The sequence below is a fragment of the Roseobacter sp. MH60115 genome, assembly GCF_015644665.1.
Lineage (GTDB): Bacteria > Pseudomonadota > Alphaproteobacteria > Rhodobacterales > Rhodobacteraceae > Roseobacter.
Genome location: NZ_JADOBQ010000002.1, coordinates 301,734 through 322,782, shown reverse-complemented (window position 1 = coordinate 322,782; position 21,049 = coordinate 301,734). Strand labels below are relative to the sequence as shown.

Annotated in this window: 19 protein-coding genes and 1 riboswitch; of the genes, 5 read left to right on the top strand and 14 right to left on the bottom strand. The window is 61.1% G+C overall.

Annotated features, from left to right (window positions below; all coding sequences use genetic code 11):
* Positions 1 to 95: 95 nt before the first annotated feature.
* The 7 genes from ISX84_RS07085 to ISX84_RS07055 form a co-directional block, all read right to left on the bottom strand.
* On the bottom strand, positions 96 to 1,085 hold the full coding sequence (locus ISX84_RS07085; protein WP_195819647.1) for an ABC transporter substrate-binding protein: 990 nt from the start codon (positions 1,083 to 1,085) through the stop codon (positions 96 to 98).
* 22 nt (positions 1,086 to 1,107) lie between these two features.
* Entirely contained in the window at positions 1,108 to 1,950 is an 843-nt protein-coding gene (locus ISX84_RS07080) for an ABC transporter permease (protein ID WP_195819646.1), read from the bottom strand.
* Positions 1,947 to 2,810 carry an ABC transporter permease gene (locus ISX84_RS07075; RefSeq protein ID WP_195819645.1) on the bottom strand — a complete coding sequence of 288 codons (864 nt, stop codon included), beginning with the start codon at positions 2,808 to 2,810 and terminating at the stop codon, positions 1,947 to 1,949. Before ISX84_RS07075 ends, ISX84_RS07080 begins: the two co-directional genes overlap by 4 nt.
* Before the next feature lie 237 nt (positions 2,811 to 3,047).
* On the bottom strand, positions 3,048 to 3,842 hold the full coding sequence (locus ISX84_RS07070; RefSeq protein WP_195820264.1) for an ABC transporter ATP-binding protein: 795 nt from the start codon (positions 3,840 to 3,842) through the stop codon (positions 3,048 to 3,050).
* A 27-nt stretch (positions 3,843 to 3,869) separates the two neighbouring features.
* On the bottom strand, positions 3,870 to 5,330 hold the full coding sequence (gene hydA / locus ISX84_RS07065) for a dihydropyrimidinase (protein ID WP_195819644.1): 1,461 nt from the start codon (positions 5,328 to 5,330) through the stop codon (positions 3,870 to 3,872).
* 83 nt (positions 5,331 to 5,413) lie between these two features.
* Positions 5,414 to 5,737: a hypothetical protein gene (locus ISX84_RS07060; protein ID WP_195819643.1), complete on the bottom strand. Its 324-nt coding sequence runs from the start codon at positions 5,735 to 5,737 to the stop codon at positions 5,414 to 5,416.
* The gene (locus ISX84_RS07055; RefSeq protein ID WP_195819642.1) at positions 5,734 to 6,984 is read right to left on the bottom strand and encodes a Zn-dependent hydrolase; all 1,251 of its coding nucleotides are present in this window, start codon (positions 6,982 to 6,984) and stop codon (positions 5,734 to 5,736) included. Before ISX84_RS07055 ends, ISX84_RS07060 begins: the two co-directional genes overlap by 4 nt.
* A gap of 181 nt (positions 6,985 to 7,165) precedes the next feature.
* On the opposite strand from ISX84_RS07055, the gene ISX84_RS07050 reads away from it, so the two are divergent.
* Positions 7,166 to 7,783 carry a TetR family transcriptional regulator C-terminal domain-containing protein gene (locus ISX84_RS07050; protein ID WP_195819641.1) on the top strand — a complete coding sequence of 206 codons (618 nt, stop codon included), beginning with the start codon at positions 7,166 to 7,168 and terminating at the stop codon, positions 7,781 to 7,783.
* Between the two features lie 116 nt (positions 7,784 to 7,899).
* Positions 7,900 to 8,373, top strand: a complete 474-nt coding sequence (locus tag ISX84_RS07045; RefSeq protein ID WP_195819640.1) for a hypothetical protein — start codon at positions 7,900 to 7,902, stop codon at positions 8,371 to 8,373.
* A 3-nt stretch (positions 8,374 to 8,376) separates the two neighbouring features.
* Here the strand turns inward: ISX84_RS07045 and preA are convergent, their stop codons facing one another.
* Both preA and ISX84_RS07035 read right to left on the bottom strand, forming a co-directional pair.
* Positions 8,377 to 9,678, bottom strand: coding sequence for an NAD-dependent dihydropyrimidine dehydrogenase subunit PreA (gene preA, locus ISX84_RS07040; protein WP_195819639.1), 1,302 nt, complete (start codon positions 9,676 to 9,678; stop codon positions 8,377 to 8,379).
* 24 nt (positions 9,679 to 9,702) lie between these two features.
* Positions 9,703 to 11,034 carry an NAD(P)-dependent oxidoreductase gene (locus ISX84_RS07035; protein ID WP_195819638.1) on the bottom strand — a complete coding sequence of 444 codons (1,332 nt, stop codon included), beginning with the start codon at positions 11,032 to 11,034 and terminating at the stop codon, positions 9,703 to 9,705.
* Positions 11,035 to 11,358: 324 nt separating this feature from the next.
* Between ISX84_RS07035 and ISX84_RS07030 the strand changes: the two genes are divergently transcribed.
* Entirely contained in the window at positions 11,359 to 11,565 is a 207-nt protein-coding gene (locus ISX84_RS07030) for a cold-shock protein (RefSeq protein WP_159977586.1), read from the top strand.
* 55 nt (positions 11,566 to 11,620) lie between these two features.
* Here ISX84_RS07030 and ISX84_RS07025 read toward each other — a convergent pair whose 3' ends face one another.
* Complete coding sequence (locus tag ISX84_RS07025) at positions 11,621 to 12,238, bottom strand: SOS response-associated peptidase (RefSeq protein ID WP_195819637.1); 618 nt, start codon at positions 12,236 to 12,238, stop codon at positions 11,621 to 11,623.
* Position 12,239: 1 nt separating this feature from the next.
* Positions 12,240 to 12,929 carry an arylesterase gene (locus ISX84_RS07020; RefSeq protein WP_442800615.1) on the bottom strand — a complete coding sequence of 230 codons (690 nt, stop codon included), beginning with the start codon at positions 12,927 to 12,929 and terminating at the stop codon, positions 12,240 to 12,242.
* On the opposite strand from ISX84_RS07020, the gene ISX84_RS07015 reads away from it, so the two are divergent.
* Entirely contained in the window at positions 12,928 to 13,617 is a 690-nt protein-coding gene (locus ISX84_RS07015) for an ABC transporter ATP-binding protein (protein ID WP_195819636.1), read from the top strand. The genes ISX84_RS07020 and ISX84_RS07015 overlap by 2 nt on opposite strands.
* Positions 13,614 to 16,142: an ABC transporter permease gene (locus ISX84_RS07010; protein WP_195819635.1), complete on the top strand. Its 2,529-nt coding sequence runs from the start codon at positions 13,614 to 13,616 to the stop codon at positions 16,140 to 16,142. Before ISX84_RS07015 ends, ISX84_RS07010 begins: the two co-directional genes overlap by 4 nt.
* A gap of 220 nt (positions 16,143 to 16,362) precedes the next feature.
* On the opposite strand, the gene gcvP is transcribed toward ISX84_RS07010, so the two are convergent.
* From gcvP to gcvT, 3 genes are all read right to left on the bottom strand, one after another.
* Positions 16,363 to 19,206, bottom strand: coding sequence for an aminomethyl-transferring glycine dehydrogenase (gene gcvP / locus ISX84_RS07005; RefSeq protein ID WP_195819634.1), 2,844 nt, complete (start codon positions 19,204 to 19,206; stop codon positions 16,363 to 16,365).
* A 76-nt stretch (positions 19,207 to 19,282) separates the two neighbouring features.
* The gene (gene gcvH, locus ISX84_RS07000; protein WP_195819633.1) at positions 19,283 to 19,642 is read right to left on the bottom strand and encodes a glycine cleavage system protein GcvH; all 360 of its coding nucleotides are present in this window, start codon (positions 19,640 to 19,642) and stop codon (positions 19,283 to 19,285) included.
* Between the two features lie 18 nt (positions 19,643 to 19,660).
* Positions 19,661 to 20,785 carry a glycine cleavage system aminomethyltransferase GcvT gene (gene gcvT / locus ISX84_RS06995; protein WP_195819632.1) on the bottom strand — a complete coding sequence of 375 codons (1,125 nt, stop codon included), beginning with the start codon at positions 20,783 to 20,785 and terminating at the stop codon, positions 19,661 to 19,663.
* Positions 20,786 to 20,934: 149 nt separating this feature from the next.
* Positions 20,935 to 21,023, bottom strand: a riboswitch (glycine riboswitch).
* Between the last annotated feature and the right edge of the window lie 26 nt (positions 21,024 to 21,049).

The window sequence follows — 21,049 nt, the reverse complement described above, 5'->3', positions numbered from 1 at the left end:
ACGTGAAATGGCGTTCCGGGTCGCAAAGTCCAGTACCGGGAACGCAAAAAGGCCGGCAAAACGCCGGCCTTCCCACGTAACTTGCACAAAACCGCTTAGTTGAGCGCCTTGTCGGTGATCATATGCGTCCAGGCGCCCTCGGGCGCTTTGGTGATGACCGGATCCGAGCCGCCCGACAGCAGGGAAGCCACGGTACGTTCGTAGTCCGCCGGATCAAGCGCGCCATTGCTGCCCGCCGTCAGTTTGGCAATCTCACCCATCATGCGTTTCTGATGCTCTTCCGTCTGCGCACCGCTGGCATCGTTGTCGAGCACGATTTCAGCCGCCTCGTCGGGATTTTCCTCGGCATATTTCCAGCCCTTCATCGACGCACGCACAAACCGCACCATCTTGTCCTGAAACGCCGGGTCAGCAAGGTTTTCTTCCAACGCATAGAGCCCGTCTTCGAGAGTCGCGACACCCTGCTCTTCGTATTTGAAGACAGTCAGATCCTCAGGGGTCAACCCCGCATCTATGACCTGCCAATACTCGTTATACGTCATTGTGGATACGCAGGCGGCCTGCCCTTGCAGGAGCGGATCGACGTTGAAGCCCTGCTTGAGAACTGTCACGCCGTTGTCGGATCCGTCGGTCGGGATATCAAGCTTGCTCATCCAGCTGAGGAAAGGGAATTCATTGCCAAAGAACCAGACCCCCAGCGTTTTACCGGCAAAGTCATCCGTACTCGCAACACCGGCATCCTTGCGGCAGGTCAGCATCATGCCCGACGATTTGAAGGGCTGCGCGATATTGACCATGCCAAGACCCTTTTCACGTGCGGCCAGTGCTGCGGGCATCCACTCCACGGTCACATCAGCGCCGCCGCCTGCCAGCACCTGGGTCGGCGCAATATCCGGCCCGCCCGGTTTGATCGTGACGTCCAGGTCTTCCTCTTCGTAAAAGCCCTTGTCGAGCGCGACGTAATAGCCTGCAAATTGCGCCTGCGTGACCCACTTCAACTGTAGTGTCACGTCATCGGCCGCCTGTGCGGCCATCCCCCACACCCCAAGTGCAGCCCCCGCTGCAAGTGTCGATATCGTTTTCATCATACTCTCCTTGTTTGGTCTTTTATAAGTGTCTTTGGGACGGATGCCAGAAGGTCACCATCCGTTCGATCAGCGCAACGATCCCGTAGAACGCCGATCCCACTAGCGCTGCGACAACAATCTCCGCCCAGACCAGATCAAGCGCAAGCTGTCCCACCGATGTGGAAATCCGAAACCCCATTCCACGTATGGGGGAGCCAAAAAATTCGGCAACAATGGCCCCGATAAGCGCCAGTGTACTGGCAATCTTCAACCCATTGAAGATGAAGGGCATCGCGGCGGGCAATCGAAGCTTCAGCAAGGTGGTCCAATAGCCCGCGGCATAGGTGCGCATCAGATCGCGCTGCATCGCGGAGCTGTCGGCCAATCCCTGTACCGTGTTCACGAGCATGGGGAAGAACACCATTACCACAACCACGGCAGCCTTGGACTGCCAGTCAAAGCCGAACCACATGACCAGAATGGGCGCCATACCGATGACCGGCAGGGCAGCAACGAAGTTGCCCACCGGCAGAAGCCCCCGGCGCAGGAAATCGAACCTGTCCACAAGGATGGCGACCAGAAAGGCCGCCCCACAGCCCGAAACATAGCCGGTCAGCGCGCCCTTGATGACGGTTTGAACGAAATCCTCCCAGAGGATCGCAGTCGACGCGGCAAAGCGCGCTGCAATCATGGAAGGAGCGGGCAGTAAAACAGCGCTTATATCGAACCCGCGCACAACCCCTTCCCAAATGGCGATCAACGTAAGGCCGAAGATCAACGGGACGACGAGGCCGGTGACCCGCGTGCGCGGCAAAGCTGCCAGGCGTGCATTTACCCACCACCCCAGGGCCCAGGCGCCAAAGGCGAACACCAGCCACATCATGCCATGCCCATCCGTTTCAGGGTCATGCGCTGAACGAAGCCAATCAGTGCCACCAGCGCCGCTGCCAAGGCTGCCGCCATGATGAGCGCCGACCAGATCTGAATTGTCTGCCCGTAGTAACTGCCCGCCAACAAACGTGCACCGAGACCGGCAACCGCACCGGTCGGCAATTCGCCGACAATGGCACCGACCAGTGATGCCGCCATGGCAATTTTCAGGGAAGTGAAAAGAAACGGCATCGAACACGGCAAGCGCAGCCGCCAGAACGTCTGGGTTGCGCTCGCATTCCACGTGCGCATCTGATCCAACTGCATCGCATCCGGACTGCGCAGACCTTTGACCATCCCCACCACGACCGGGAAAAAGGACAGGTACATCGATATCATCGCTTTGGGCAGCAGCCCCGATATCCCCACTGCGTTCAACACGACGATGATCATCGGAGCGATCGCCAGAATCGGGATGGTCTGACTGGCAATGACCCAAGGCATCACAGACATATCCATGGTGCGATTATAGACAATCCCAACGGCAAGGGCGATGCCGAGCCCCGTCCCCAGCGCAAATCCAATCAATGTCGCGCTCAACGTCACCCAGGAATGATAAATCAGCGATCTTTTGGAGGTAATTTTCTTTTCAACAGTGGTCTTCCAAATTTCTGCTCCCACCTGATGCGGTGCCGGTAGCTTCGGTTTCTCCTGTGACCATGTATCGGCAACCAACGTCTGCGTGGTCAGCACCTCGCCGCTGCGGGTCGCCTTGTCGTGCGCCCACGCAGCATTCAGGAAGATTGCCGCTATGTACCAAAGCAGGAAAATTGCCAGAACCACCGTCAGAACAGGCAGGGTGTTTCGGCTCATGGCAGAATCTTCCCTTCATTGTTCTGTAAATATGCATATTCAACTTTGGCAGACTGGAAAAATTTTTTGCATATTTTAAGAACAATGAAAGAGATAACTGATTTGATCTCCACACGGTACAGGCAGGCATGCCGATGACCGTGAACGATGAAAAGGGAGCCCGCCTCCCTACACAAACAGCGGATCGGACCCGGGCGGGCGATACAATTGTTGCGCGCCCGGGCCGTTTTCGACATATCACTCATCGCCGTGACCCGCGCGCAAACCTTCACGTACCCTATGTGCCACTTCCAGAAACGCTGGCGTGTCACGGATGTCCAGAGGCCGATCTGGCGGCAACGGGCTGTCTATAACATCCGTAATGCGTCCGGGCCGGGGTGACATCACCACAATCTTTGTACTGAGGTAAACGGCCTCGGGGATGGAATGGGTAACGAAGGCAATTGTTTTCTGCGTCCGCGCCCAAAGCTTCAGCAGCTGTTCATTCAGATGATCACGGACAATTTCGTCCAGCGCCCCAAAGGGCTCATCCATCAGCAGAATGTCGGCGTCAAATGCCAAAGCGCGGGCGATGGATGCGCGTTGCTGCATACCGCCGGAGAGTTGCCAGGGGAATTTATTCTCGAACCCGGCCAGTTCCACCAACTCCAACACCCGCGCCACACGCTCCGCCTGTTCCGCTTTCGAATAGCCCATAATCTCAAGTGGTAGGCGCACGTTGCCGCCAATGGTCCGCCATGGATAGAGACCAGCGGCTTGAAAAACATAGCCGTAGGCGCGGGACCTGCGCGCCTCTTCCGGGCTCACGCCATTGACGGTGATCTCCCCGCCTGTGGGATGCTCCAGATCGGCCATGCAGCGCAGGAAGGTCGTCTTACCGCAGCCCGACGGTCCGATGAAGCTGACAAACTCCCCCTTCGCGATATCAAGCGACACGTCCTTCAGTGCATGCACCGGACCATCATTCGTCTGAAACGTCAGATCCAGGTGGTGCGCGGAAATCACGCTTTGCCCGGGCACCGTATCGGGCATTTGCACCGCAGCCTCTTGCATAAACCTCTAGATCCCCGCCGGAATGTTCATTGGATCGCGTTTGATCATCTTGGGGGCGGTCAGGGCTTTCCACTTGCTCAGTGCCTCGGAGGCAGAGGAGAATGCGGGACGCGGGATGAACCGTCCGCGACCGGGGTTCGGCTGCGAGTTCTGACCCCAGGCCCAGATGACCTCGCCCCGGTTCAGCGTGTATCGGCTCTGCGCCTTGACCTCGAACCCTTCGAAGACGTTGTAATCGAGCACCGAGTGATGATTGCTGGGCGAAATTGTCTTGGTGATCTTCGGATCCCAGACAACGATATCCGCATCCGCCCCTTCGACAATCGCGCCTTTGCGTGGGTAGATGTTCAGGATCTTGGCCACGTTCGACGAGGTGCAGGCCACAAATTCATTTGGTGTCAACCGCCCGGTTTCCACCCCTTCGGTCCAGAGCACGGCCAGACGTTCCTCCAGCCCGTTCGACCCATTGGGGATGATCCGGAAATCATTGCGGCCCGCGCGTTTCTGTTCCGTGTTGAAGGCAGCATGATCCGTTGCCACGACCTGTAAGGACCCGGCCTGCAAGCCAGCCCACAGACTGTCCTGGTGGTCTTTCGACCGGAACGGCGGGGACATCACCCGCCGCGCCGCATAGTCCCAATCCGTATCGAAGTAGACGCTTTCATCCAGCGTCAGGAACTGGATCAGCGGCTCGCCGTAAACGCGCATGCCCTTTTGTCGCGCACGCCGGATCGCCTCATGCGCCTGCTCACAGGACACATGCACGATGTAGAGCGGCACGCCAGCGGCATCGGCGATTGTGATCGCCCGATTGGCGGCCTCGCCTTCAAACTCGGGCGGACGCGAATAGGCATGTCCTTCGGGCCCGGTAATTCCCTGATCGAAGTATTTCTGCTGCATCTCGGCCACCAGATCGCCGTTCTCCGCATGTACCATCGGCAGCGCGCCCAGTTCAGCACAGCGTTTGAAGGAGGCAAACATCTCGTCATCCTCGATCATCAGCGCGCCTTTGTAGGCCATGAAGTGCTTGAAGGAATTCACCCCCATCTCGACGGCGTCCTTCATCTCGTTAAAGACACTCTCGTCCCATCCCGTGATCGCCATGTGGTAACCCACATCTGAACAGATCTGCGGCGCGGATTTTCGGTGCCACTCGTTGATCGCGTTCTTGATCGAGCCGTCCTCGCCGGGCAGGCAGAAATCCACCACCATCGTTGTCCCGCCAGCCGCTGCGGCCCAGGTGCCGGATTCGAAGGTTTCTGCCGCAGTTGTTCCCATGAACGGCATTTCGAGATGCGTATGCGGGTCGATCCCGCCGGGGATCACATAGGCTCCTTCTGCATCGATGTACTCATCGCCTTTCAGGTCTTCGCCGATCTGGCTGATCGTTTCGCCCTCGATCAGCACATCCGCTTTCCACGTCCGGTCCGCTGTGCAGACCATGCCGCCTTTGATCACCTTGCTCATGTCATCTCTCCCATCTCACTGGCCACGTTTCTTCTGGCCTTAAATATCACGGGTGAGGCCAAAGGCCGAGGGCAACGCCCTTTTCAAACCGACCCGAAACACCCCAACGCGGACCCGTGCACGCCGATGTCCAGTGGCCCGAAATCACTCTCCACACAAAGCGAGAAATATCCCGCGACCGGCATATACATCACCCGGTAGTCCCCGTCGCCCCGCGTCACGCTCCAACACTCCTGGGTCAGTCCGCCAGAGAAATTCACCCTCACCTTGCGCGGCGCGCACAAAGCTCCGCGCATCGCCTCCGCCGTCCTTTGCAATATGACACCGGCGCCTGCCAAAGCGTTATCGATCTCTGCATCCACCAGCGCCGAAACCCGCTCTGCTATTGTCAGATCGGGCGAAATCACCCAACGATCTCCGCAGTTTCCACCACGGCATGCAACAGAACGTCGGTTCCGGCCATGGCCCAGTCCTTGGAGATCTCTTCCGCCTCATTGTGGCTCAACCCGTCCACGCAGGGGCACATCACCATGGCCGTCGGTGCCACCCGGTTGATCCAGCAGGCGTCGTGTCCCGCGCCGGAAATCAGGTTCATGTGGGAATACCCCAACCGCTCAGCGGCAGATCTTACAGCCGTCACACAGCCCTCGTCAAAGGCCACCGGGTCAAACCCGCCCACCTTCTCAAAGGCAATCTCCAGCCCCATCTCGTCGGCGATCTTCTGACCCTCGACGCGCAACCTTGCCTCCATATCCTCGATCACGCTCAGATCGGGCGACCGAAAATCAACCGTGAAAACCACCTTGCCCGGGATCACGTTGCGTGAGTTGGGATAGACATCGATATGCCCTGCAGCGCCCACCGCATGGGGTTTGTGGCTCCAGGCAATCTCGTCGACCTTCTCCAGCACCCGCGCCATGCCGAGGCCGGCATTCTTGCGCATCGGCATGGGGGTCGAGCCGGTGTGACTGTCCTTGCCGGTGATCGTCACTTCCGTCCACGACAGCCCCTGCCCGTGGGTGACGACGCCGATGTCTTTCTCTTCGGCCTCAAGAATGGGCCCCTGTTCGATATGTAATTCGAAAAACGCGTGCATCTTGCGGGCGCCGACTTCTTCATCGCCACGCCAACCGATCCGTTTCAACTCATCACCGAATGTCTTGCCCTCGGCATCCACCCGCGCATACGCCCAATCCTGTGTGTGGATGCCTGCAAACACACCCGACGACAGCATCGCAGGCGCATAGCGCGTGCCTTCTTCATTGGTGAAATTCGTGACCACAATCGGATGTTTGGTTTTCACATTCAGATCATTCAGCGTGCGGATGATCTCAAGGCCGCCAAGCACACCCAGCACCCCGTCGTATTTGCCGCCCGTGGGCTGTGTGTCGAGGTGGCTGCCCACATAGACCGGCAAGGCATCGGGGTCCGTGCCCTCGCGGCGCGCGAACATGTTGCCCATCTGGTCGAGCCCCATCTCGCAGCCCGCCGCCGCGCACCAGCTTTGGAACAGCGCGCGACCCGCGCCATCTTCGTCTGTCAGCGTCTGCCGATTGTTGCCGCCTGCCACGCCGGGGCCGATCTTGGCCATCTCCATCAGGCTGTCCCAGAGCCGATCCGGGTTGATCTTCAGGTTCTGTCCGGGCGCGGGCATGGCTGGGGTCCTTCCTGGCGGTGCTCATTTTTGACCAAGGGCAATTTTTACCATTTGGTAAAGACACGATTGCGATTAGGGTGGGTCAAGTCAAGACTTCCTTTCACGCCTTTCTCATGTGAGCCTGTGAACATCTTTTACACTGCCCGATTTTGCAGCAGCCCATTGGAGGGAGACGCCCGTGCCTGACGGCGCCGATAAAAAGCCCAGCCGCATTCAGCAACGCAACCGCAGGCTCATTCTCGATGCCGCCCTCGATGTTTTTTCCAAACACGGCTACCGCGGGGCGACCCTTGATCAGATTGCCGTGGCCGCAGGGCTCAGCAAGCCGAATATTCTTTACTATTTCGATGGCAAGGAAGAGATCCACGTTACGCTCCTCAACCAGCTCATGGAGACCTGGCTGGACCCTCTGGTAACACTTGACCCGGACGGCGACCCCCTGCAGGAGATCCTAGGCTACGTGCAGCGCAAGCTCGACATGGCGCGGGATCTGCCCCGCGAAAGTCGCCTGTTTGCCGGTGAGATCCTGCAAGGCGCACCGCGCATGGCGCCGCATCTGGTCGCCGATCTGCAACCGCTCTTTGATGAAAAATGCGCGGTGATAGGGGCTTGGATGGACAAAGGCGCCCTGGCGACCGTCGACCCGCGGCATCTGATCTTTTCGATCTGGGCCACCACCCAGCATTATGCCGATTTCGATGCACAGGTGCAGGTGCTGCTCCGCGATGATCCCGAGTGCCACGGCGGGGCCGCCAAGTACCTCGCGACGATGTTTACCAAGCTCCTGAGCCCTTAAGGCTTTGATAACCGTTCTGCAAAATTTCCCTGCTCATTAATACCCGATTAGTGTTCATATTGTTTTAATGGTTTGTGGGTGGCGGCTTCAGACTGTGAACAAGATTGGAGCGAAGTATGAGTGCGATATCCTTTAATGCCCCATATGCGCCACAGCCGGTGGCCCCTGCACAAAATGACGCACAGGTTGCAGGCGTTCAGGCGGGCCAGCCGCCCGCGAAATCCGCATCCGGCAACGGCGCCAACATGGCATCAGATCATTCCGGACAGGGGGCCGGGAATGGGACCGGAACAGGCGGCGCTCACCTCGCCAGTTTGCTGAAACGGGGACAGGTGGCAATGCTGCCGGTTGAGGCAACGCCGAAATCCGTGATCGATGCGCAAGCGGACAAACCGGCCGAAAATGAGTTCCTTGTGCAGCAAGCGAAGTTGCGCGCCGAATCCAAGGCCCTTCAGGAGGCCCGCGACGCCGAGCGTACTGCAGAGAAAGCAGCTGCTGCCGCGCGCGCGGCGGCCGAAGCCGCTGAACCGGAGTACGAATTGCCCAACCCGCTGCCAACCGCCCCGATCCTGGATCGCGGTGACAATTAGGGTCTACTCGGCGGCCTTGGCCGCCGGATTGTTCGGATGGGTTGTCCAGTTGGCATAGTCCGGCTCCACCACCTTGCCTGTGCGCGGATCGACAAGGCCCGGTGCCATCGCCTCCATCGTGATGCAATCCTCGACCGGGCATACGTTGACGCAGAGATTGCAGGCCACGCATTCCTCGTCGATCACAGTAAATGTGCGGTCCTCCGACATGGCAATCGCCTGATGTGAGGTGTCTTCGCAGGCGGCAAAGCAGCGCCCGCAAGAGATACACAGATCCTGATCGATCTTCGCCTTGGCCACGTAGTTCAGGTTCAAATGCTGCCAGTCGGTCACATTCCGCACCGCGCGACCGACAATCTGGTCCACCGAGGTCAGCCCCTTGCTGTCCATGTAATCCGACAGACCGCTGATCATCTCCTGCACGATCTTGAACCCATAGGTCATCGCTGCCGTGCAGACCTGAACGTTGCCCGCTCCCAACGCCATGAATTCCGCCGCATCACGCCAGGTTGTGATGCCGCCGATCCCGGAAATCGGGATCTGCCCCAGGCTCGGGTCCCGCGCGATCTCTGCCACCATATTCAATGCAATCGGCTTGACCGCTGGCCCGCAATAGCCGCCATGGGCCCCCTTACCGTCGATCGTCGGCTCCGGCGCAAAGAGATCCAAATCCACGGAGGTGATCGAGTTGATCGTATTGATCAGCGAGACCGCATCCGCCCCGCCTTTCATGGCCGCCTCGGCGGGCTTGCGGATATCGGTGATATTCGGCGTCAGCTTTACGATCACCGGCATACGCGTGTTGGCCTTCACCCAGCGCGTCACCATTTCGATGTACTCAGGCACCTGCCCCACGGCGGAGCCCATGCCCCGTTCTGACATCCCATGCGGACAGCCGAAGTTCAGCTCCACCCCATCTGCGCCGGTGTCCTCGACCAGGGGCAAAATGAACTTCCACGGCTCTTCCTCACAGGGCACCATGAGCGAGACGATCATCGCCCGATCCGGATAGTCGCGCTTCACAACCTTGATCTCGTCAAGGTTGGTCTGCAGCGGTCGATCTGTGATCAACTCGATGTTGTTCAATCCCAACAGCCGCCGGTCGGCGCCGTAGATCGCGCCATAGCGGGGCCCGTTCACATTCACCACATGCGGATCAAGGCCCAGTGTTTTCCAGACCACACCGCCCCAGCCCGCCTCAAAGGCGCGGCGGACGTTGTATTCCTTGTCTGTCGGCGGCGCAGAGGCCAGCCAGAACGGGTTCGGGCTCTTGATGCCCACGAAGTCACTTGTCAAATCAGCCATATCGGTTCCTCCGTCGGGCGGGCGTTACGCCGCGGCCCCTGTCAGTGCCTCGTGAATATCCATTGCCGCATCGCGCCCTTCGGCCACGGCCGTTACCGTGAGATCGTCACCCCCTGCGGCGCAGTCACCACCGGCCCAGACACCTTGCAACGATGTCCGGCCCGCGTCATCAACCTTGATCTTGCGGCCTTCCAATGCTGGCAAGCCCTCTCCCACCAGCGACTGACCGATTGCGCGGAACACCTGATCCGCCGCCAGCCTCAAGGTCTGACCGGTCGGCGCCATCGCCTCATCGACATAGTCGAATTCAATCTCGCGCACCGCGCCGTTGCCAATAGCCGCGCGCGGCACCGCATGTGTCACAATCCGGACGCCTTTGCTTGTGGCCAGATCCTGCTCAAAGACGCTCGCATTCATCCGATCACGGCCCCGGCGATATACCAGCGTCACATTCAGCGCACCCAGCAGCTTGGCGTGAACGGCGGCATCAATGGCCGTCATGCCCCCGCCGATCACCACCACATCGCGGCCCACAGGCACCTGTGCCAGATCATCAGCCTGCCGCAGGTTGGCGATGAAATCCACCGCGTCCAGCACGCCTTCCTTGTCCGACCCCTCGGCCTCCAACGCATTCACGCCGCCCAGACCCATGCCGAGAAAGACGGCGTCATGCCCCGCGCGCAAGCTCTCGAGCGTCTCTTCGCGGCCCAATGCCTTGCCGAATTCGATGCGGATCCCGCCGATCTGCAACAGCCAATCCACCTCGGCCTGTGCAAAGCCCTCGACCGTTTTATAGGTCGCAATCCCGTATTCGTTGAGCCCGCCTGCCTTGGGCCGGGCGTCATAGACCACGACGTCATGGCCCAGCATCGCCAAACGGTGCGCGCAGCTGAGCCCCGCAGGCCCCGCCCCCACCACGGCAACCGTTTTACCGGTCGCCGCAGCTCGGGAGAAAGGATGGATGCCCTGTTCCTGCAAGTGGTCCGTCGCATAGCGCTGAAGCTGCCCGATCAGGACCGGCTTCCCCTCCGCCAATTCGCGGACACAGGCCTCTTCACATAGCTGTTCCGTCGGACAGACACGGGCACACATACCGCCCATGATGTTCTGGCTCAGGATGGTTTTCGCAGCGGCATCCGGCGTGCCCGTCGCGATTTGCCGGATGAACAGCGGAATATCGATGTCGGTCGGACAGGCGGTGATACAGGGCGCGTCATGACAAAAATAGCAGCGATCCGCCGCCACCAGCGCCTCATGCGCATCCAGCCGTGGGTGTAAATCCGAAAAGTGATCCACATAAGCCTCGGCCTCCAGACGAGCCGGTAGGATACCTGGTGTGAATGCGTCGCTGGACATGGATTTTCCCCATTCTGGCTTGTTCAATTCAAAAAAGCTGTCACGGAATCATTTTTTTATCAACTGGTAAAATTTGTTTCTCTGCAATCAGCCACAACGCTGCTGAAAAATTACGCAATACACGGCTGGCGGGAATTCGCCGACCTCCCGCACGTAAGCGCTGTCATCGGAATTTAACTTGCTTTTGCGCTGACCACCCCCAATATCAAAATCGCGACGCGACAAACTATCGACCACTGCTCCTTCCGGCCAGTCATTCGATCTGCTTTCGACCGAGCCAAGCTGCCGCATTCCGCGGGCAGCACAAGACAGGAGACACGGGGAATGGCCACTGGCACCGTGAAATGGTTTAACACCACAAAAGGCTACGGCTTTATCGCCCCCGATGGCGGCGGCAAAGACATCTTTGTGCATATTTCTGCTGTTGAACGCGCAGGCCTCACAGGTCTGGCAGACAACCAGAAAGTTACCTTCGACGTGGAAGCGGGCCGTGACGGCCGCGAAAGCGCGGGCAACCTCGCACTGGCCTGATTTCAGGCATTTACACGATTTGCAAACGGGCGCCGCGGTGCCCGTTTTTGTATTCTCAGGGGGCGTCCCAATTTACGTCTTCTGCCTTCTCGACCTGTAATCGTCCGTCGGGCCAGGGGCGCAGCAATGGTGCGACCTGCTCTTGCGGGCCGCCAAGCCACAGATCGATGTCTTCAGGATCAAGGATCACACCCATCCGGTGGTGCACGTCGATCACGTCGGCAGAGGGCGCACAGGTGAGCGTCGCAACCTGATCCACCTCTATGCCGCCGGGCCCCTGCCACCGATCCGTGATTGCGGCGAAATACAGAAACCCTCCGGAACGTGGCGTGATCCGCCACGGTGTCTTGCGCCGCTTCTCTCCCGTCCATTCGTACCAGCCGTTCAGGGGCACAACAGCCCGCCCGGTCCCGGTGAAAGCGGATTTATCAAAGACCGTCTCGCTGCGCGCGTTCACGATGGTTTCCATCACCGGGCGGCCCCGCGCATTGACCCGCCCGATGGGAATGATGCCCCACCGCATCCGCGACAGCCCGGCATCGGTCAGCACAACGATCTCCTGCCCGGGGGCGATATTCCGGCGCGCAGGCTCATCCGCAACCTGTGCCGCATCCTGCTTCAGGGCAGCGGCAAGGTCCGTCATGGGCGAGGTCAGAAAAAACCGTCCCGGCATGTCACTTCTCCACGCGGGCGATCAAATCCAATGCATAGGGCCCGAGCGCCTCCACGATCTGGACCACGCCGTCGGCATTGGGATGAATGCCATCGGGCTGCATGAAGGCACGGACCGACGCCGGATCGCCCTCCTCGATGCGCAGCCCCTCAAAAAAGCTGGGGGCAAAGAGCGTGCCGTACGTCTCGGACAACTCAGGATACATCGCGTCAAAAGCCTGCTTGTACGCCGGACCGTAGTTGCCGGGCGCCTGCATGCCGACCAGCAACACCTCGACCTCCGCGGCGGCGGCGGCCTGAAGAATACCCTCAAGATTGGCACGGCTGACGTCGGGATCAATCCCCCGCAAAAGATCGTTGCCGCCCAATGCGACGATCATCGCATCCACCTCCGGGGTAAGCGTCCAGGCGGCCCGGCTCAGCCCCCCGGCAGTTGTGTCGCCGGACACACCTGCATTGATCAGCTGTACATCAGTACCTTCTGCCTCCAGCCAGCTCTGCAATTGCGGCACAAACCCTTCGGTCTCGACAAGCCCGTACCCCTGCGTGAGACTGTCGCCCAGCGCCGCGATCACCACCTCCTCCGCCTGTCCCGCCACGGGGCAGAACAGCGCCAAACACATCACAACCTTGTGCATCTTGATCCAGCCTCCATATGCCACACGTATACCCGCCAAAGGTGTTTCACGCATGATAGATCCAGTCTTCTCTCTCAAAGATGCGACTTTATCGCTGGATGGCAATGCCGGGCGCGTTGATATCCTGCACGGCATCTCGCTTGAGGTACACGAAGGGGAGAGCCTTGGACTGATCGGCCCCTCGGGCTCCGGCAAATCCTCACTGCTGATGCTCATGGGTGGGCTGGAGCATGCGACATCCGGGACCGTGATGGCGCTGGGGCAGGATCTCACGCGCATGTCCGAGGACGCCCTTGCCCGGTTCCGCCGCGATCACATGGGGGTGGTGTTCCAGTCTTTTCACCTGATCCCGACGATGACGGCCCTTGAGAACGTCGCAACCCCGCTGGAGCTTGCAGGTGACGCCGACGCCTTCGCCAAAGCCGAGGCAGAGCTGGCCGAGGTCGGTCTGGCACAGCGGGCCGATCACTATCCATCGCAACTGTCCGGCGGCGAGCAGCAACGGGTGGCCCTGGCCCGCGCCTCTGCCCCGCGCCCCGATATCCTGCTGGCGGATGAACCCACCGGCAACCTCGACGGTGCCAATGGGGCTGCGATCATCGACCTGCTCTTTGGACTGCGCGATCGGCACGGCGCCACGCTGGTCCTGGTGACCCACAGCCAGAGCCTCGCTGCCCGCTGCGACCGTGTGATCCGCCTTGGCGATGGCCGTGTGGTTCCAATGGAGCGCGCGGCGGAATGAGTCTTTCCCTCGCAGCCCGGTTTGCAAAGCGCGAACTGCGCGGCGGTCTGCAGGGCTTTCGAATTTTCCTCGCCTGCCTCGCCCTCGGTGTGGCCGCCATCGCTGCCGTGGGTTCCGTGCGTTCCGGCATCGAAGCAGGTCTCGCCCGCGAAGGTGCCGCTCTTCTGGGCGGTGATGCGGAGATGGATTTCACCTACCGCTTTGCCACCAACGAAGAACGCGCCTGGATGGCGCAGGTCGCTGAAAAAGTCTCGGAGATCGTTGATTTCCGTTCCATGGCGGTGGTGGGCGAGGGCGACATGGCTGAGCGCGGCCTGACCCAGATCAAGGCCATCGACGATGCTTATCCGCTGATCGGCACGGTGGATCTGATCCCCGACATTCCGCTCGATCAGGCGCTTGCGGCTGAAAACGGCCTGCCCGGCGCGGTGATGGAACGCGTGTTGATCGACAGGCTCGGGCTCGTCATCGGCGATGTGTTTCGCCTGGGCACACAAGCGTTCCACCTGAGCGCCGAACTGGCACGAGAGCCCGACAGCGCAGCGGGCGGCTTTGCCCTCGGGCCCCGCACAATTGTGACCACCGAAAGCCTCGCCAACGCGCAACTGCTCGCACCCGGCACCCTCTTTTCCACGAAATACCGCCTCGACCTGCCGCCTGACGCCGATCTCGCCGCCCTTGCCGAAGCAGCACGCAGCCGGTTCGAAGACACCGGTATGCGCTGGACGGATGCGCGCAACGGCGCGCCGGGAATTTCCGAATTCGTGGATCGCCTCGGTGCTTTCCTAATTCTCGTGGGTCTCTCCGGCCTCGCGGTGGGCGGGGTCGGTGTCTCTTCTGCCGTTCGCGCCTATCTTGCGGGCAAGACCAGCGTGATCGCCACACTGCGCACGCTGGGGGCAACCCGCCGCGTGATCTTTCAGACGTACTTCATTCAGATCGGCGTGCTGTCCCTCTGTGGAATCGCAATCGGCGTGGTTCTGGGCGGGCTTGCGCCGCTGATCTTCGCCCCGCTGATCGAGGCGCGCCTGCCGATCCCCGCGGCCTTCGCGCTCTACCCTGCCCCGCTGATCGAGGCCGCGATCTACGGGCTGCTCACGGCCTTTCTCTTCACCCTCTGGCCGCTGGCCCGCGCCGAAGAGATCAAACCCGCGACGCTCTTTCGCGATGCGCTAATGTCGGCCCGCGCTCTGCCTGCTCCGCGCTATCTTGCCGCGACCGCGCTCGCGCTGGCGCTGCTACTGGCCCTCGCGGGCTGGTTCTCTGGCACCTGGTGGCTGACCTTCTGGACAGCAGGCGGCATCTGCGGCGCGCTGCTTCTGCTCGCAGGGGCCGCCCTGCTGATCCGTCACCTCTCGCGCAAGGGCGCCCACCTGGCGCGGGGCGCGCCCCGGGCCAGGTGGGCGCTTGCCGCCATCTCCGGGCCGCGCGAAGGCGCCACATCAGTGGTGCTTTCGTTGGGTCTCGGTCTCTCGGTGCTGGCCGCCGTTGGCCAGATCGATGGCAACCTGCGCGGCGCGATCACGGGCAACCTGCCCGAGGTGGCGCCCTCCTACTTCTTCGTCGACATCCAGAAAGATCAGATGGCGGGCTTTACAGAGCGGCTGGCAAACGACCCTGCGGTCGAGCGCGTCCAATCCGCCCCGATGCTGCGGGGGATCATCACCAGGATCAACGGCCAGCCCGCGCGTGAGGTTGCGGGTGACCACTGGGTTCTACAAGGCGACCGCGGCGTGACCTACTCCGAGACCCCGCCCGAGAACACACGTATCACCGCTGGCAACTGGTGGACCGCGGATTACACCGGACCACCTCTGATCAGCTTCGCCGCCGAAGAGGCCACCGAGATGGGTCTGCAGATCGGGGACGAGATGACCGTGAACATCCTGGGCCGTGACATCACCGGCACCATCGCCAGCTTCCGCGAGGTGGATTTCTCCACCGCCGGCATCGGCTTTATTCTGGCAATGAACCCCGCGGCCCTCTCCGGCGCCCCGCACAGCTTCATCTCGACCGTCTATGCAGAGGAAGAGGCGGAAGCGCAGATCCTGCGTGATCTCGCAGGCCAATACCCCAACATCACGGCCGTGCGTGTGCGCGACGCCATTGACCGGGTGGCTGACGTGCTGTCCGGGCTGGCTGCAGCCACCTCCTATGGCGCGGCGGCCACGCTGCTCACGGGCTTTCTCGTGCTGATTGGTGCGGCGGCGGCTGGCACCAATGCGCGCATCTACGAAGCCGCCGTTCTGAAAACTCTCGGCGCGTCGCGCCGTCACATCCTATTCAGCTTTGCCCTGCGCTCCGCGCTGCTGGGTCTCTGCGCAGGTATCGTGGCGCTTGCGGCGGGGGTCACCGGTGGCTGGGCCATGAGCCACTTCATCATGGATACGGACTTTTCGGTGATCTGGCTTTCTGCCCTGCCTATCATTCTCGGTGGTGTCCTGACGACGCTGATGGCCGGTCTTCTCTTCGCTTGGGCGCCTCTCAACGCGTCGCCCGCCCAAGTGCTTCGAGCGCGGGAATAAAAGTCTTCTTGCCTCCGGCGGGGATACTTCAGGCCAAAAGAAACAACGATTTCTTAACCAATGTCCGCTGGAATGAAGATGCGGTACAGGCGGGGACGCCGATGACCGCGCCAGGAGAAGCCAAAACGCTTCTTGAACGGGGAGCAGTTGGAAAACCGCTCCCCGTTCTTCTGGCCTCAAATATCCCGGGGGAGGCCCGAAGGGCCGGGGGCAGCGCCCCTTATTCGGCAGCCTCTGCATAGTCCTCCATCGGTGGGCAGGTGCACACAAGGTGCCGGTCGCCATAGACATTGTCGACCCGGTTCACGGGTGGCCAATACTTGTCGACGCGGAAAGCGCCCGGCGGAAAACAGCCTTCCTCCCGGCTATAGGGCCGATCCCAATCGCCGACCAAATCCTCAACCGTGTGCGGTGCGTGTTTCAGCGGGTTGTTCTCGACATCCATTTCACCCGCTTCCACTGCGGCAATCTCGGCTCGGATCGCCAGCATCGCATCACAGAAGCGGTCAAGCTCCGCCTTGGTCTCGCTCTCTGTCGGCTCGACCATCAGTGTACCCGCCACCGGCCAGCTCATGGTCGGCGCGTGAAATCCGCAATCAATGAGCCGTTTTGCGATATCCTCCACGGTCACACCTGCACTCTCATCAAAAGGCCGCACATCGATAATGCACTCGTGCGCCACTCGCCCCGTCGGACCTTTGTAGAGCACGTCAAACGCGCCCTCGAGCCTCTGTGCGATGTAGTTGGCGTTCAGGATCGCGACCCGCGTTGCCTGCGTCAGCCCCTCTCCGCCCATCATCAGGCAATAGGCCCAGCTGATCGGCAGCAGCGACGGTGATCCGAAGGGCGCCGCAGACACCGCTCCTTCGCCGCCATTAGGCGCGCCGGGCAAATGCGGCACCAGATGCGCTTTCACCCCAATCGGCCCCATGCCCGGACCGCCGCCGCCATGTGGGATGCAGAAGGTCTTGTGCAAGTTCAGGTGGCTCACATCCCCGCCCAGATCACCAGGACGCGACAGCCCGACCATCGCGTTCATATTCGCACCGTCAATATAGACCTGCCCACCATGCGCATGGGTGATCCGGGTCACCTCCGTGACCGTCTCCTCGAACACCCCGTGGGTGGACGGGTAGGTGATCATGCAGCCTGCGAGGTTCTCGGAATGCTGCTCTGCCTTGGCGCGGAAGTCCTCCAGATCAATGTCACCGTTCGCCGCCGATTTCACAACCACGACTTTCCAGCCCACCATCTGAGCGCTCGCCGGGTTGGTGCCATGTGCGCTCATCGGGATGAGACAGATGTTGCGATGCCCCTGCCCCTGCGCGCGGTGATACCCGGCGATAGACAAAAGCCCCGCATACTCCCCCTGTGCGCCCGAATTGGGCTGCATGGAAATCGCATCGTAGCCAGTGATATCGCACAGTTTGGCACTCAGGTCGTTAATCATCTCTGCATACCCATGCGCCTGATCGGCGGGGGCATAGGGGTGGATCAGCGAAAACTCCCGCCAGCTGACCGGCATCATTTCGGCGGCGGAGTTCAGCTTCATCGTGCAGGACCCCAGCGGGATCATCGCCCGGTCCAGCGCCAGATCCCGATCCGCCAGCCGCCGCATATAGCGCATCATCTCGGTCTCGGCCCGGTTCATGTGGAAAATCGGATGTGTCAGATACTTCGACGTCCGGAGCATCTCTTCGGGGAAGCGGTAGTCGGGGCGGAAATCCTCATCCTTCCGATCAATCCCAAAGGCCCGCCAGACCGCTTCCAGCGTCGCGGGCTTGCAGCGCTCATCCAGCGAAATGCCTACACGACGCTCACCGACGGCACGCAGATTGATCCCTTCATCCACCGCCGATTTGAGAACGGCGGCCTGCAGCGGCCCCACATCCACCGTGATCGTGTCAAAACAGGCCTTCGGGTCCACCTTGAAGCCTGCCGCCTCCAGCCCCTTGGCCAGCCGCACTGTTTTGCGGTGAATACGCTGTGCAATCGCGCGCAATCCTTCCGGCCCGTGGAACACTGCGTACATCGACGCCATTACCGCCAGCAGCGCCTGCGCGGTACAGACATTCGACGTCGCTTTCTCTCGCCGGATGTGCTGCTCGCGCGTCTGCAGGCTGAGCCGGTACGCCCGGTTGCCATGCGCATCGACCGAAACGCCGACAATCCGCCCCGGCATCGCGCGCTTATAGGCGTCGCGGCAGGCCATATAGGCCGCATGTGGCCCGCCATATCCCTCGGGCACGCCGAAACGCTGGGTTGAGCCCACGGCGATATCAGCCCCCATCGCGCCGGGCTCCTTGAGCAGCGTCAGCGCCAGAGGATCGGCAGAGACCACGCCAATCGCGCCGTGGTCATGCAGCGCTGTCATATGATCGGTGAAATCATGCACATGGCCGTAGGTGCCCGGATACTGGAAAATCGCGCCGAAGACCGATGACGCATCCATCTTTGCTGGGTTGCCAACGATCACTTCGATCCCCAGGGGCGCGGCCCGCGTCTGCATCACCGCGATGTTCTGCGGATGACAATCGCGATCGACAAAGAACGCCTTGGCCTTTGACTTCGCAACCCGCTGCGCCATGGTCATCGCCTCGGCGCAGGCCGTTGCCTCATCCAGCAGGGAGGCATTAGCGATCTCCAGCCCGGTCAGATCACTGACCATGGTCTGGAAGTTCAACAGCGCCTCCAGTCGTCCTTGCGAAATCTCCGGCTGATAGGGCGTGTAGGCCGTGTACCACGCCGGGTTCTCCAGAATGTTCCGCTGGATCGCGGGCGGCGTGACCGTGCCGTGATATCCCTGCCCGATGAGGGAGGTCAGCACCTTGTTCTTGGCACCGATCTTGCGCAGATGCTCCAGCACCTCGCGCTCCGACATCGCTTTGCCAAAGTCCAGCGGCTCTTTCTGTCGGATCGCAGGCGGCAGCGTGTCGTCGATCAGCGCATCGAGTGAGGCCGCCCCGACAACGTCCAGCATCTCCGCCATCTCCACCGGGGACGGCCCGATATGCCGCCGGTTGGCAAAATCATATGGCAAATAGTCGGTTGGCTTATACACCATCGCATCGCTCCTCTCGCGCGCTCTTCACGCGTCACCCTTCGTCAATTCTCAGATACCTGTTCCACCCCATGGGCGCTCAGGCGATGAATTTCTGGTATCCCGCTTCATCCATGAATTCGTCCATCTGGCTGGCGTCACTCACCGACATCTTGAAGAACCAGGCTTCGCCCTGCGGATCCTCGTTCACCATCCCGGGATTGTCCGTCAGTGCCGCGTTCACCTCGACGATCTCGCCGTCGACAGGCGCCAGAATGTCACTGGCCGCCTTGACACTTTCGATCACCACAACCTCGTCGTCCTTGCTCACCGTGGTGCCCTCATCGGGCAGTTCGACAAACACCACATCGCCCAGCTGCTCGGCCGCGTGGGTGGTGATGCCCACCACCATCAAACCGTCCTCTTCGCGCAGCCACTCGTGCTCTTCGGTGAATTTCATGTCCTGGTCTCCTGTTGGTTATCTCTTGAAATTAGCGGGCACAAACGGCAGCGCCGCGACGTCCACGGCCAAACGCTTGCCCCGCACTTCGCCCCATATCCGCGTGCCCACCTCTGCGTGCTTGGTGGTCACATATCCCATGGCGACCGGACCCTCGACCGTGGGGCCAAACCCACCCGATGTAACGGCGCCGATCTGCGCACCACCCTCCTGCGCATCGAAAAGCTGCACGCCCTCGCGCATTGGCGCACGGCCCTCGGGGCGCAACCCAACCCGTTTGCGCGTCACGCCACTGGCAAATGCCTCCAGAACGACGTCGGCCCCGGGAAACCCGCCCGCCCGCGCACCACTGGCCCGGCGTATCTTTTGCACCGACCAGGTCAGGCCCGCCTCGACCGGTCCGGTCATCGCATCAATGTCATGTCCATAAAGGCAAAGCCCGGCCTCCAGCCGCAGGGAATCCCGCGCGCCCAGGCCAATCGGGGCGACGCCGTGATGTGTCAGCAGACTGCGGACCAGCGTTTCCGCCTCATCCGCCGCCACGGAAATTTCAAACCCATCCTCGCCGGTGTAGCCGGAGCGCGAGGCCCAGACGGCATGGCCACAAAGCGCCAGATCAGCCACATCCATGAAGCGCATTTCTGCGGCACGTGAATCCTGGTCCTCGATCACCGCCGCCGCCTTTGGGCCTTGCAGCGCGATCAGCGCGCGGTCCGTCAGCTCCGTCACTGAAATTTCATCCGGCAGCCCTGCCCGCATCCGCGCCACGTCCTCCGCCTTGCAGGCCGCGTTCACAACGACAAACAGATCATCGCCGCGCCGCGCGAACATCAGGTCGTCCTCAATCCCACCGGCGTCATTGGTGAAGAGACCGTAGCGCTGCCGCCCGTCCTCCAGCCCCATCACATCCATCGGGACCAGCGCCTCAAACGCCAGCGCCACCGCCTCCCACGAAGGTCCGGACAGGATCACCTGCCCCATATGGCTGACGTCGAACAGCCCCGCCGCCGCGCGCGTGTGCAGGTGTTCCTTCAGCACACCCATGGGATATTGCACCGGCATGTCGTAGCCAGCAAAGGGCACCATCTTGGCGCCCAGCTCCACATGCAGCCCGTGTAACGGCGTTCTCGCCAGCTCAGTCATCCGACCTCTCCCTCAAAGCCGGTTCTGCGTGAGAATGGACCGGCATCAGATACACGCAAAACGCGCGCCCTAGATGCCCCCTCTGTCTTTTCGCCTGAGATCGTTATCCCTTCGGCGGATGCCACGCGGCACCTCTCTCCAGAGTTCTGCGATCCCGCACGGTCCGGTGGCCTGAGAGTTTCCGGGGCGGTTGCTCCTTCGGCACCGGCTTTGCAGCCGGTTCTCCCGGGCGGGATGTGTCGGGACGGTATGCCAGCGTATGCG